At 56.1% G+C, this 12,042-nt stretch carries 14 protein-coding genes; 9 read left to right on the top strand and 5 right to left on the bottom strand.

Annotated elements, in window-relative coordinates:
* The first annotated feature begins 88 nt into the window (after positions 1–88).
* Positions 89–247, top strand: coding sequence for a hypothetical protein (locus tag ABC336_RS03205; RefSeq protein ID WP_413237287.1), 159 nt, complete (start codon positions 89–91; stop codon positions 245–247).
* A 242-nt stretch (positions 248–489) separates the two neighbouring features.
* On the opposite strand, the gene ABC336_RS03200 is transcribed toward ABC336_RS03205, so the two are convergent.
* Positions 490–1,377: an alpha/beta fold hydrolase gene (locus ABC336_RS03200; protein WP_413237286.1), complete on the bottom strand. Its 888-nt coding sequence runs from the start codon at positions 1,375–1,377 to the stop codon at positions 490–492.
* Between the two features lie 32 nt (positions 1,378–1,409).
* The gene (locus ABC336_RS03195; protein ID WP_413237285.1) at positions 1,410–1,754 is read right to left on the bottom strand and encodes a DUF2512 family protein; all 345 of its coding nucleotides are present in this window, start codon (positions 1,752–1,754) and stop codon (positions 1,410–1,412) included.
* Between the two features lie 274 nt (positions 1,755–2,028).
* Between ABC336_RS03195 and ABC336_RS03190 the strand changes: the two genes are divergently transcribed.
* The 3 genes from ABC336_RS03190 to ABC336_RS03180 all read left to right on the top strand — a co-directional run bounded on the left by ABC336_RS03190 (position 2,029) and on the right by ABC336_RS03180 (position 5,869).
* Positions 2,029–2,874 carry a M15 family metallopeptidase gene (locus tag ABC336_RS03190; protein ID WP_413237284.1) on the top strand — a complete coding sequence of 282 codons (846 nt, stop codon included), beginning with the start codon at positions 2,029–2,031 and terminating at the stop codon, positions 2,872–2,874.
* A gap of 77 nt (positions 2,875–2,951) precedes the next feature.
* The gene (locus ABC336_RS03185) at positions 2,952–3,626 is read left to right on the top strand and encodes an SOS response-associated peptidase (protein WP_413237283.1); all 675 of its coding nucleotides are present in this window, start codon (positions 2,952–2,954) and stop codon (positions 3,624–3,626) included.
* 98 nt (positions 3,627–3,724) lie between these two features.
* Positions 3,725–5,869 carry a DNA topoisomerase III gene (locus ABC336_RS03180; RefSeq protein ID WP_413237282.1) on the top strand — a complete coding sequence of 715 codons (2,145 nt, stop codon included), beginning with the start codon at positions 3,725–3,727 and terminating at the stop codon, positions 5,867–5,869.
* A 4-nt stretch (positions 5,870–5,873) separates the two neighbouring features.
* Here the strand turns inward: ABC336_RS03180 and ABC336_RS03175 are convergent, their stop codons facing one another.
* The gene (locus tag ABC336_RS03175) at positions 5,874–6,497 is read right to left on the bottom strand and encodes a TraX family protein (RefSeq protein WP_413237281.1); all 624 of its coding nucleotides are present in this window, start codon (positions 6,495–6,497) and stop codon (positions 5,874–5,876) included.
* 173 nt (positions 6,498–6,670) lie between these two features.
* Between ABC336_RS03175 and ABC336_RS03170 the strand changes: the two genes are divergently transcribed.
* From ABC336_RS03170 to ABC336_RS03150, 5 genes are all read left to right on the top strand, one after another.
* On the top strand, positions 6,671–7,141 hold the full coding sequence (locus tag ABC336_RS03170; protein WP_413237280.1) for a GyrI-like domain-containing protein: 471 nt from the start codon (positions 6,671–6,673) through the stop codon (positions 7,139–7,141).
* Positions 7,142–7,210: 69 nt separating this feature from the next.
* Positions 7,211–7,657 (top strand): hypothetical protein, encoded by a 447-nt coding sequence (locus ABC336_RS03165; RefSeq protein WP_413237279.1) that lies wholly within the window; start codon positions 7,211–7,213, stop codon positions 7,655–7,657.
* Positions 7,658–7,663: 6 nt separating this feature from the next.
* On the top strand, positions 7,664–8,224 hold the full coding sequence (locus ABC336_RS03160; RefSeq protein ID WP_413237278.1) for a GNAT family N-acetyltransferase: 561 nt from the start codon (positions 7,664–7,666) through the stop codon (positions 8,222–8,224).
* A 126-nt stretch (positions 8,225–8,350) separates the two neighbouring features.
* A complete protein-coding gene (locus tag ABC336_RS03155; RefSeq protein ID WP_413237277.1) occupies positions 8,351–8,821 on the top strand; it encodes a VOC family protein in 471 nt (156 codons plus the stop codon).
* Between the two features lie 195 nt (positions 8,822–9,016).
* Positions 9,017–10,156 (top strand): glycosyltransferase family 4 protein, encoded by a 1,140-nt coding sequence (locus ABC336_RS03150; protein ID WP_413237276.1) that lies wholly within the window; start codon positions 9,017–9,019, stop codon positions 10,154–10,156.
* Between the two features lie 4 nt (positions 10,157–10,160).
* Here the strand turns inward: ABC336_RS03150 and ABC336_RS03145 are convergent, their stop codons facing one another.
* Together ABC336_RS03145 and ABC336_RS03140 are read right to left on the bottom strand one after the other, a co-directional pair.
* Positions 10,161–11,198, bottom strand: coding sequence for a YkvI family membrane protein (locus ABC336_RS03145; protein WP_413237275.1), 1,038 nt, complete (start codon positions 11,196–11,198; stop codon positions 10,161–10,163).
* Between the two features lie 89 nt (positions 11,199–11,287).
* The gene (locus ABC336_RS03140; RefSeq protein ID WP_413237274.1) at positions 11,288–12,019 is read right to left on the bottom strand and encodes a hypothetical protein; all 732 of its coding nucleotides are present in this window, start codon (positions 12,017–12,019) and stop codon (positions 11,288–11,290) included.
* Between the last annotated feature and the right edge of the window lie 23 nt (positions 12,020–12,042).

The raw sequence follows: 12,042 nt of genomic DNA, 5'->3' as shown, positions 1-12,042 counted from the left end.
GCGAATGAAGCAGAGAGGGCCGGGAACAATAACTTGCCGGTGCTCCGACTCCGGAGTCCGGCAATAACACGAAGAGGGGCGATGCCCGGTGAAAGAAAATAAGTCCAACGAGGAGCGGCGCGAGCTGGAAGGCAGCGAGCTTACTGAAGAACTGATGGAAGATATGTATACTGCAGGCACAAGCGATGGCATCCATCAGCTGCAGGACGGGAAGATCAAAGTGGAGAACGAGCCTTTCAAAAAATAGTTCGGACGCGGCATACAAAACCGCGCTTCTCTAAAAGATTGGTGAAAAAGTGCCGGAGAGGTGTGGATCGATTCTGTAGAAGCGGAGCATATGCTTCCGATGTCGCTTTCTTTCAGAAAGCGTTGACTCGCCGTGGTTCCCGGAATTCAACCTCAATCAGAGGTTATGATTCAAGAATTCTGGGAACCACAGCGATCGGAAGATCGATCCACTACCCAAAGGCCCTCTTTTTCACCACGCTTCTAAGGAGAGGCGCGGTTTTCTTGATCCAGGACCGACGGATCAGATTCAGTGATATGAACGGCAGTTACATCTGCTTCGCTTTCGGGCGCATGGATAACACCCAGGTTCGCTTCTTTGACTATTTTGGCTACCCAGCGGCGGATGACATCGTTGGTTTGGAGAGCCGCCTTTGTCGGCAGCTGATGCTTGGCCGAACCGATTACAACCAGCTGGCTGTGCGGAAGCCCATGCCGCAGGATCGTCCGGTACCGTTTGAAGTTCCGGTCTTTGCCGCCGTACAGGAGCAGGACAGGAGCCTGAATCTCGGGCAATCTTTCGGTACAGCGATACTGCAGGCTGTAGGCGTACAGTTGTCTGATATTACGGCGGCTGCCCCGCCTGGCATCACTTCTCAGGGTGCGGAAAGTGGTGCGGCTGTCCGAGTTCCCCCATGCAATCCCCCATCGGAGCAGCCGCTCTGACGGGCGCCATGAAGACAAGCCGACAGCGATGCGGATCCGGTTGCGAAGATAGATGTCGCTCGTCTCAGACATGGCGCTTATCAACACACCGCCGACGAAAAGATCCGGATACGTAAGCATCGCTTCCAGGGCGATGGACCCTCCCGTAGAATAGCCCGCGACGATCACTTTTTCAATCTGCAGCTTGTTCATCAATTGCTTCATGTCCTCCACGATCAGTCCGTATGTCAGAGGAGTCTCGGAAGGACTGCTCTTGCCATGCCCCCGGATATCGAATGTGATGACCCTGTAGCTCGGGGAGAGGGAGCTCTGTTGATAGCGGAACACGGCTCCGGTAAGCAGCGGCGGATGGATGAAGACAATCGGCATGCCTTCTCCTTTAGATTCGTAATACATCTCGATTCCATTGATCGTCTCATAGGGCAATGCTTACCCCTCCCTTCGTATTGCCGTCGGTGTTATGTCCCATCGACACTCATCTTATCTTTAAAGACATACCTGTGAAGGACCCACTCCACTACACCGACCAGCAGGCCGAGGAAGAAGGCTTCACCCCAGGTGATACCCAGACCCAGTGCATACGATAATACGCCGAAGTAGACTACAGCCAGCAGTACATCGCATATCGCGGCGATCAGACTGTTGGTTGCGCGCAGAAGGACCTGGTCACCGATCAGATATGACAGTGCTGTCAGGCCCGTAGCCATAAGAGCTGCCATCCCAAAAGTAGCGTTGGAGTAATACATAAGGAAGGCAACGACGACAGTTCCGTTTACCACCCACTTCATCAGAAGCTTAAACATTGGCTTTCACTCCGATTCAAATCGATCTGAACTAGTGGACTTGCCGGCATATTGGGCCCAGCTATAGCTTCCCTCGTCTGTTCCGTTTTATTCAGAGAGATTGCGTGTATGCGGTACTTCCAACCCTAGCTGTTTTCATCGCGGGCTTACGCGGGTATTGACTATGAAAGCGTCACGTATTAAGAGTTTACAAGTCCGAAACAAGTCGAGACGATAAGGAGACAACTTCGTCCTATACTCTATCTACGACTACTAGATTGGGAGGCATAGGCTTATGAATCTATCGAAAAAGAATGTAGCTGCCCTACTACTCATCCTGGCCGGTACCGGATATCTGGCGATGGCCGAGACGCCGCTCGACCACTTGCTCATCAAGCAGGTCGCATCCCAGACGCCTGCCCCTCCCTTCATCCAGCATACGAGTAGCGCAGCTGCAACTGAAGCGGCGCTGGCTGATCCCAAAGCAGCGCTGGAGAATGCCTTGACTGCAATGATCGATGCGAATCGTCCGGGCGCAACCGCCGAAGAGCGTGACGGACAGTTGATCATCACCAACGTCACCAGCATGCTGGTGCTTGTGAACAAGGAGCGCCGTCTGCCTTCGGATTACACGCCACCGGATCTGGTCGTGCCGGATGTGCCGTTCTCCTTCTCCGGCGACCACCCCAAGAAGCAACTGCGCCAGCCGGCGGCCCGGGCGCTGGAGCGGCTGTTTGCACGGGCGGAGACGGAGGGCATCGAGCTGAAGGCGGTGTCCGGCTACCGATCATACGCCACGCAGCAGGCGATCTTCGAGCGCAATGCCAGAGATAAGGGCGAGGCGGAAGCAAACCGGACCAGCGCTTATCCGGGAGAGAGCGAGCACCAGACGGGATTGGCCATGGACGTGTCCAGCGGGAGCGTAAATTACGGACTGGTCAAAAGCTTTGGTCAGACCAAGGAAGGCAAGTGGCTTAGCGAGCATGCGCATGAATTCGGCTTTATTATCCGATACGGTGAAGGTCAGGAAGAAGAGACGGGGTATGCTTATGAACCGTGGCATTTGCGCTTTGTAGGGGTCGATGCGGCGACCCGGATCGTAGAGAAGGACTTTATTCTGGAAACTTTTCTAGAAGCTTAGCAGCCTCTAAATCGGAAGGTCATGCATAAGATGGCAAAAGCTGCGGATAATGGAGGTAAAAAAGGTGGCTGATCTCCATGTGCGAACGCTTTTCCCTGACGGCTGACATCGTCCAGCTCCAACAAACCTTCGGCATTACCAAAATGATGACTCCCTACAGGAGACGGTACAATATCTCGCCGCTGCAGCAGGTCCCCATCGTCATCGGCAAGCTTCATGAACGCGAGCTGGTGGATTCGAGATGGGGATTCTTTCCTTACTGGGCCAAAGATTCCGTCAATGCGGATTATGATGCCGTAAGCGGCAAGAAAATCTTTGAACGCATCCTCAAACGTCAGCGCTGCATCGTGCCGTGCAGCGGTTTTTACATGACCAGGACCGAAGGCAAGCTCAGCAGCTCATTGCGTGTCGTACTGCGGGACAAGCCTGTCTTCGGCATGGCTGGTCTGTATGAGACGAGGGTGGACCCGCGCGGGTTGGAGCATCGTACGTTTACGATTGTGACAACCATGTCCAACCGCATCGTCTCGGAGTATACCGAGCGGATGCCGGTCATTCTGGAGGCGGAGGATATGGACTTGTGGCTGGATGCCAACGCCACCGACACCTCTTGCTGGAATAGCCGGATCTACCCGTATGCCGCTTCCGGCATGGACAGCTACCCCGTCAATCCGCGTCTGCAGCTGGAGGAGCTGGACACCCCCGACTGTATCGTTCAGTACGATCCCGGCACGCTCACTGTCAAAAGATAAGATACTGCCAGGCCAAGCATCCAGGCTTTGACAAGCGTCCCCACTTCCATGGATAATGGTGAACAGACATGTTCATTATGGAAGTGGGGTTTTTGCATATGAAATCATTGGTATTGGCAGAGAAGCCGAGTGTCGCCAAGGAACTGGCGCGGGTACTGGGCTGTCATCAAAAACAGCGGCATCATTTTGAAGGCCCGGATTATGTCGTCACTTGGGCGCTGGGGCATCTGGTCACGCTGGCGGAACCCGAAGATTACGATGCCAAGTACAAAAGCTGGACGCTGGAGGATCTGCCGCTGCTGCCGCAGAAGATGAATCTCAAGGTCATGAAGGAAACATCGCAGCAGTACAGGGCAGTAGCGCAGCTCTGCAAACGGCAGGATGTCAAGGAACTGATCATCGCCACAGACGCCGGCCGCGAAGGGGAACTGGTCGCCCGCTGGATTATGGAGCTGGTGCATTGGCGCAAGCCGTTCAAACGGCTATGGATCTCTTCCCAGACGGATAAGGCGATCAAGGAAGGATTCCGGTCGCTGAAGCCCGGCCGCGACTACGATAATCTATACGCATCTGCGGTGTGCCGGGCGGAAGCGGACTGGCTGATCGGGCTCAATATGACACGGGCGCTAACGGTCAAATACAACGCCCAGCTCGCAGCAGGGCGCGTACAGACGCCTACCCTGGCCATCCTGATGAAGCGCGAGCAGGAAATCGAAAGCTTCCAGCCGCAGCCTTACTGGACGGTCAGCGGCGATCTGGGGAGCTTCCAGGGGGCATACAGACCGCAGGAGTCGCATGATGGACGATTGTGGGACAAGGCCGCTGCGGAGGCGGCAGCAGGCCGGCTGAACGGCAAAGCGGCCCGGGTGGATAAGCTCAAGACGTCGCAGAAGTCCGAACCGCAGCCCCTTGCTTACGACCTGACCGAGCTGCAGCGGGACGCCAACAAACGGCTTGGCTTCTCTGCCAAGCAGACCTCCTCGGTGCTGCAGAGGCTGTATGAGCAGCACAAGCTGGTGACCTATCCGCGAACCGACTCGCGGTATCTGACCTCTGACATGGCGCCCACGCTTAAGGGGAGGCTGGAGAGCATCGCCGTGGGGCCTTATGCCGTCCTTGCGAGAAAGGTGCTGCGGCAGCCGCTCCAGATTACCCGCCGCATCGTTGATGACAGCAAGGTGACGGATCATCATGCGATCATTCCTACCGAGCAGTATGTACAATTGGGTGCGCTCAGCAATGAAGAGCGCAAGCTGTATGATCTGATCGTCAAACGGTTCGTTGCCTTGTTCTACCCCGTGTACCGTTATGACGAGACAAGCGTAGTGCTGCGTTCAGGCGGGGATGCCCTCTATGCCAGAGGCCGGGTGCAGACGGATCTGGGCTGGAAAGAAGTATACGGATCTGCCGTCATCCCGGAGGATGAGGATGACGAAGCGGCGCCTCAAAACGAGGAGCCCCAGCAGCTGCTGCCAGCGCTCAGAGTCGGCCAAGAGCTGCAGATCAAGAGCGCCAAAGCGCGGGAGCTGCGCACGCAGCCGCCGCCCAAATATACGGAAGCGGCACTGCTCTCGGTGATGGAAAAACACGCATTGGGCACTCCTGCGACAAGAGCGGATATCATCGAAAAGCTGCTGAACACCGATACAATCGAGCGGGTGCGTAACCGTCTGGTCCCGACAGGCAAGGGCAAGCAGCTGATCGAGCTGGTCGTCGACGAGCTGCGCAGTCCGGAGATGACGGCGGAGTGGGAGCGGGAGCTGGAGCGGATTGCCCGGGGCAAGGGGGATCGCAGCCGCTTCATGGCCGCCATCCGCGAGCAGGCGGCCAAGTGGGTCGGCGAAGTGAAGGCCGAGACTAAGGAGTACAAGCCGCATAATCTGACGCAGTCGCGTTGTCCCGAATGCAGCAAGCCGCTCATGGAGATCAAGAGCAAGCGGGGCAAAACGCTCGTCTGCTCCGACCGCGAGTGCGGCTATCGCCGCGCCGCAGAACCGGCGCTCTCCAACAAGCGCTGCCCGCAATGCCGCAAGAAGATGGAGATCCATACCGGCAAAGCGGGCAAATATGCGCAGTGCCGGCCTTGCAACTTCGTAGAAAAGCTGGACGGCGAACGCAGCGGCGGCGGCCGCAAGGACCGCCGGCAGCAGGAAAAGCTCGTCCAGCAGTTCAGCGACAACGTGACGCTGGGCTCGAGTCTTGGCGATGCGCTGAAGGCTGCGCTGGAGCAGAAGAACAAATAATTCGCTAGATGATCAGCTGCGCGACGCCCAGCAGGACGAGGTGGCCGGGGTAGAAGCTGCGCCACACCCAGCGCGGGAGCGGGATGCGGTCGAAGGTCCGGTAAAAGACGGGCCAATACACCAGCAGCACGGTTGCGAAGACGCTGTAGAGCTGGGTCTCCCAGTGCTTGGAAAGCAAGGTGGACAGGTTCAGCAGGAAATGGAGCAGTACCTGCATATGAGACTGGCTGTACCGGTAGATGAGGACGAGAGCCAGTCCGTAATAGCCATAATTGAAGTTAAACGTCTCCAGGATATAAGCTGCCCCGCAGCCGATTACGACCATCAAAGCGGGATGTGACCACCTTTGCATCGCAATCAGAGCAAGCAGACTGACGAGCAGCGTGCCCACCACATTGATGTCGTCCGAGTGGAGCGCCCATTGATAGGGCACCTGGGAGAGCAGTGCAATCATCGTCAGCCGCAGCAGGTACCGCTTCATGTTGGAGGTGTGGAAGAAGCCCTGTACCAGTGCGTAAGTATAAAGGGGGAAAGCCAGCCGGCCGATGATGCGCCAGAGCGGGTCGCCGGCAAAATAGACCAGACCCACATGGTCGATAAGCATCGTCAGCATGGCGACGATCTGCATGGGTGCACCGCCTTTCATGGGAATCGCGTAGATTTAGTATACTCCAAATAATTCTTGCGAAAAAGTTGCAGTGGACGATAATAAATTAGTACAATGACTAATAGACTTAACAATTGCCGTCAGACAGCGTTCAAGCCAAGCAGTATCCAAACTGATTGTTGGAGGAAACCGCTATGGACAATTGCATGATGGTAAACAAGCCTTCTTTGAATCTGGTAGGCATCAGCTATTCCGGACCGTACTCTACGCTGCCTGAGCAGGCGATCCGGTTGCAGAGCGAGTTCCTCGCCAGGAAGCATGAGCTGCACACTCCGATTAATGCATCGGTGCTGTACAGTCCCTTCCACGGCAATGAAGTGTTCGCTACGTATTGGTCGAGCTACGAGACGGCTCATCTCGAAGAAGTGCCGGAGGGCATGGTCCAATTCACCATACCGGAGCATACCTACGCTATGGTTACCTGCACCAACGAGCGGATGGGAGAGGGCTATGAGCAGATTGCGGCATGGATGGCCGAGAATAATCTCAAGAAAGACGACAATGCGGTCACGATTGAAGTGTACTATATCGATGAGCATCTTGAAGAAGAGCCGGTAGAGATCCTGATCCCGGTAAAGCAAGATGGTCTGTCGAATGATAAATAACGATGCTGGAAGTCGTCCAAAGAGCTGAAGATGGCTCTTTTTTCTTTATAAAGGCAGGGGGAGCGCACCATGAACCGCAATTGGCGGCGGATCATCATTCACGGCTCAGCCGCGGGCCTGTTGTCGGGGCTTGTGCTGGGCGGCCTGCTGAAGTGGATCGAGCATGAGAGCGGCAAGCTTGTGTATACGCTGCTGTTGAATGTCGATTTTGTAGACTGGCTGCCGCAGACGATGCCGGAATGGCTGGAGTTCGGACTGCATCTGCTCATAGCGGTGCCTCTGGGCTGGCTGTACGCCGTCCTGACCACGTGGCGGGGCCGCCCGTGGCTGCTGGCCGCCGCCATCGGGTTGACGGCTTCTCTCACCTGGGTGCCGCTGACGCTGGCATCTGACAGAACGCCCGGTACAGGCGATCTGTCGGCACTGCTGTGGTGGCTGTCAGGACATCTGGTCTATGCAGGCGTCCTTGGCGGGTATGGCAAGCTAGTGATGTCGCATCGGGCTGGAAGGAGGTAAGAGGCTATGCCGCATCTGCATGGAGCCAGGATTATGCTGCGGGAATACCGTCTGCAGGATCTCCCTTATATGAGAGCCTGGGTCAACAATCCCGTTATCACCTGCGGGTTGTCCGATGCATTCCTGTATCCGCATACGATGCACGAAACCGAGACCTTCCTGCATCGTGTCATGGAGGGGGAAGGCGGTCATCGGGGATTCATTATTGCCCACCGGGACAGTGAGGATTATATCGGGCAGCTCGATCTGTTCGAGATCGACTGGAAGAACCGAATGGCCGAGATGGGGATCGTCATCGGGGATCCCGCGGATCACGGACGGGGGTACGGTCGCGAGGCGATCGGCGTGCTGCAGCAATTTGTGTATCATGAGCTGGGTCTGAACCGGCTGCAGTTGGAGGTGCATGAGGACAACCGTGCCGCCATCCAGTGCTATCAGCATTGCGGCTTCCGCGAGGAGGGGCGGCTTCGCCAGCGTCATTATCGGCAGGGGCGCTACACCGATCTGCTGTTGATGGGTCAGCTGCGAGAGGATTATGACAGGCAGATTGCCGGGATGACAGGATGAACCACGCGTGTTGCGGGGTTCAGAACCGGGAGAGTCGGGTATAGGAGAGAAAGGGCGCCGCAGCACTTTGAGGCGCAGTATCCGTTCAGGCGGATCTAACTACTATACCTGTGAAGGAGGCTTTCTATGAATCACTACGAAGCGGATGTTGACGGGTACACACTTATTCAACTGCCGGTGGCCGATTTGGCAAAGTCGGTAGCTTTTTATAAGGAATTGCTGGGATTCGTGGAAGAGAACCCGCAGTCGGTAAACGACAAAAATTGCTTCCTGCACATCAGGAACGGGGGCGGTGGAGATGGACGCGGCGCCGGTCCGACGCTTCACCTGCTTGTGACGGATGCAAGAGCGATCCAGCCCACGCAGTGGGAGATTGACGGTCAGCCAATCCACGCGCTGGAGCTTCATTCCAAAAACATCAAGGCTCTGCATGAGCGCCTGGCAGAAGCCGGTGTACGGATCGTCGAGGAGCCTTATTTTACCCCTCCGGCAGGGGGCTATCTGAAATTTCTCGATCCGGACAGCCATCTCATCTGCGTCAATCAGGCAGAAGAGTATACGACCAATTCAGAGTCAGGTGAAGGCTCGGACACCTGATCTGCTGCGGGAGGATAAGAACAGCCGTTGCGCTTATTGAAGCGCGCCCGGCTGTTCTTTTGTGTCGCTGTCGTTGCTGCAATCGTGGCCCTTGACTCTGTCATTCGTCTGCATAAAGGGGTATAATTAAACCAATTGAGCTACATTTGTCAATGCAGCAGTCGGGCGTCGCCCGGCTGGATAGGAGGCAACAGGTTGAACATATTGCAGGCGCTGTTTTTTCCGCCGGAACAGCCGGGCGGCGTATCTTCCATGGTCCCATATATTCAGGAGAGATTCCACAAGATGGATTGGCCGATGGATATCTTCTCTCTGCCTAAGCGCATTCGGAATAAAGGTCAGGAGGACGTCAGCTTCGCGACGATCGACCACAAGCAGTTCGAGGGCAATCCGATCCTGGACAAATATATTCAAACCTACAAAGATTATGTCTGGTGGACGCGGATGCGGATCAAAACGAACTATGACCTGATTCATGCCCACCATCCGATTGCCGGTCTCGTCATGAAGCAGCTGTTCCCGGATACACCAGTTCTGATGACGATCCACTCGAGTTATGAACGCGAGCTGATCCTTAACGGCAAGATCCGTGAAGGTGGGGCCGAGCATCAGTTTTTGACCGCCATCTACGGTGAACTGGAGCATCGACTGGATGGACTGCTGACCGTGTCGGAGTCGTTCCGCAAGTACCTCTCTCCTTACCTGAAGTTTCCTGAACGCGTCAAGGTGATCCCTAACGGCTTTGACGAGAAGCGCTTCAAGCCGATCTCGCATGAGAACGCTGTGCCGCAGTTGATTACGGTATGCCGCCTGGTGCCTGCCAAGGGGCTCGATATTTTGCTTCATGCCTGCGCGAAGTTGAAGAGGCGCAATCACTCGTTCGTCCTGCATATTATCGGCGATGGCCCGATCCGTAAAGAACTGGAGGAGCTCGCGGTCGAGCTGAATCTGTATGACGAGATCATATTTTATGGATACATGCTGCATCCGGAAGAGTTCATGCCCTTCTTCGATATCTTCGTGCTGCCCTCGCGGGCGGAAGCATTCGGGTCAGTGTTTGCCGAGGCGGCGCTCTGCTGGCTCGCGTTGGTCGGTACGAGTGTCGGCGGGATCGCCGAGCAGATCAAGGACGGTGTAAATGGCCTGCTGGTGCCGCCGGAGGATGCGCCAGCGCTTGCTGATGCGCTCGAGAAGCTCGTCTCGGATCCGTCTTATCGGTACAATATGGCCCGGGCGGCATGGGATAGGGCGAAGAAAGAATATTCCCTGGAGCGGGTGATCAGCCAGATCAAAGAGGTCTATCTGCAAAACGGCAGCGGAGCACAAGCCCAGTGAGCTTCTAGTTCTCCAGGCCGCGCTTGCGGATGATGAGGAATAACCAACCTAGACTAATGAGACCGAAAAGCGGATACAGGGTCGACACCAATGGGCCGAAGCCGATCTGGCTGGCTGCGTAGCAGACAAGAAGGATAGCCAGGATGAGCAGTTCTCGCGGCCAGCGCAGCCGCTCGCGAAGCTGTAGGGAGAGGCCGTAGATATCTGCGATCAGCGTCGTGAAAATCTCGGCAAAGATAAGGAAAATGTAGATGAGCTGGATGGCTCCGCCAAGCTGTCTGGCGATGCCGCCCATCGGAATGGCGAATTGGGTGATCCCGGGCATATACTGAGAAAGCGCGATATGACCGACCAGCAGCATGAAGCCGATGCCGATGCCGCCGATCCAGGCTCCGGTGAGGATGATGCGACGGTCCTTGATACGTGCTCCCAGAGGGACCAGTACCGCCTGCGCTAATGAAAGATTGAAGGCTGTATACAGGAACGGAGAAGCCCAGAGCGCCCACGGCGAATGATCGCTGGTGAGCAGGAGCCAGCGGTCCGAACCCGGCGAAGTGAGGCTGTCGACCATGATGAGAATAGTAAATATGAGCATAACAGGTACGACGACTGTGTTGACGGCGAGAATCGCCTCCATCCCTTTGCGGAGCAGCAGGAAGCAGCCGAGCAGCGTGATCATCAGGCCGGTCTGATAATGGATGCCGAGGTGCTCCTTGAAGATGGCTCCGGCTCCTGCCAGCATGACGGCTGATACGCCCAACAATACGACAAGCATGAAGTGGCTGACCCAACTGCCGACGCGGGGTCCGAATAGCGCTTTGTTGAGGTCCTCATACGAACGGGCTGAGATCGAAGAGGCCATCAGCATCATCTTGGCGCCCAGCCATACGAAGAGGGCGGTGGAGATGATGATCGCCGCTGCCCCCCAGGCTCCGAAACGGGTGAAAAACTGGATAATCTCCTGGCCGCTCGCAAAACCTGCGCCGACGACAGTACCGATGTAGGTCAAAGCGACCTGTAAGATGCGTCCGATGCTTCTCATCGACGTCCCCCCTCATATCTGCTCTTACTAGCGTATGAGTCTTGGGGGACAGGCATGACTAGTCCATCATGCGAATTGCAGCGCGGATATTAAACCTGTAGGAACAGCTTGATGGAGAGGATTTCCCGGCTTTTGGGGTCCATATCGAATTTGAGCAGGGTGCTTTTGGCTTTGTACCCGATGACGTAGCTGGTATGTGTGGTCGGCTTGCCCAGCGCTTCCAGTACATTCTCCTCGAAGTCGCCGATTCGCACGCCATTCAAGCCGGTCCGAACGCCAGATTCGAACACTTCGATAAACCGGATCTGCTGATCCTTGCCATATCCGATGGCAAAGCCATTATAGCCATTGACGGTAATCTGATCCTCATCGTCGGCCAAGATGTATGTCTCTGCAGCGTCACCGAACTGCTCGGTCGCCTTGGTGATGCTTTCTCCGATGGCGAGATTGATCAGCTTAGGCACGTTTGTATTCCATTTCTCTTCGATGACATCCGATGTGACATCGCCTTGAGAGGGTCTGACATTCTCCCCGGTGCCGTGCCCTTTGGCTGCCTCGTCTGGACGGACGAGCGGGTCTTCTGCCCTGGGAGCTGGAGGCTGGCGGTCATATGACTGTTGAGGGGTCTCTGCACCTGGTCCCGGGGCATGCGCAGGCTGCTGGCCTTCGCTATGACCTCCCGCCGGCGCGAACACATCGGAAGCTTGTCCGAGCAGAGATGGAGAGTCTGCCGGAGATTGCTGGCAGCCTGACAAGGCTATAGTAAGCGCGGTCGCTGCCGCAAGCCGCCGGAACTGCCGCATATAAAGATCCTTTGTCATGGGGGAACCTCCTGTCGAGTGCT

The organism is Paenibacillus jepli (assembly GCF_047238105.1).
Lineage (GTDB): Bacteria > Bacillota > Bacilli > Paenibacillales > Paenibacillaceae > Paenibacillus_D.
This window is presented reverse-complemented; position numbering and strand designations above follow the sequence as displayed.

Bases quoted from the DNA above. Each gene is read 5' to 3' on its own strand.
- ABC336_RS03170 (WP_413237280.1), top strand. From the start codon at position 6,671: ATGGACAATTGCATGATGGTAAACAAGCCTTCTTTGAATCTGGTAGGC.
- ABC336_RS03195 (WP_413237285.1), bottom strand. From the start codon at position 1,754: ATGTTTAAGCTTCTGATGAAGTGGGTGGTAAACGGAACTGTCGTCGTT.
- ABC336_RS03175 (WP_413237281.1), bottom strand. From the start codon at position 6,497: ATGCAGATCGTCGCCATGCTGACGATGCTTATCGACCATGTGGGTCTG.
- ABC336_RS03160 (WP_413237278.1), top strand. From the start codon at position 7,664: ATGCCGCATCTGCATGGAGCCAGGATTATGCTGCGGGAATACCGTCTG.
- ABC336_RS03165 (WP_413237279.1), top strand. From the start codon at position 7,211: ATGAACCGCAATTGGCGGCGGATCATCATTCACGGCTCAGCCGCGGGC.
- ABC336_RS03140 (WP_413237274.1), bottom strand. From the start codon at position 12,019: ATGACAAAGGATCTTTATATGCGGCAGTTCCGGCGGCTTGCGGCAGCG.
- ABC336_RS03180 (WP_413237282.1), top strand. From the start codon at position 3,725: ATGAAATCATTGGTATTGGCAGAGAAGCCGAGTGTCGCCAAGGAACTG.
- ABC336_RS03145 (WP_413237275.1), bottom strand. From the start codon at position 11,198: ATGAGAAGCATCGGACGCATCTTACAGGTCGCTTTGACCTACATCGGT.
- ABC336_RS03155 (WP_413237277.1), top strand. From the start codon at position 8,351: ATGAATCACTACGAAGCGGATGTTGACGGGTACACACTTATTCAACTG.
- ABC336_RS03185 (WP_413237283.1), top strand. From the start codon at position 2,952: ATGTGCGAACGCTTTTCCCTGACGGCTGACATCGTCCAGCTCCAACAA.
- ABC336_RS03190 (WP_413237284.1), top strand. From the start codon at position 2,029: ATGAATCTATCGAAAAAGAATGTAGCTGCCCTACTACTCATCCTGGCC.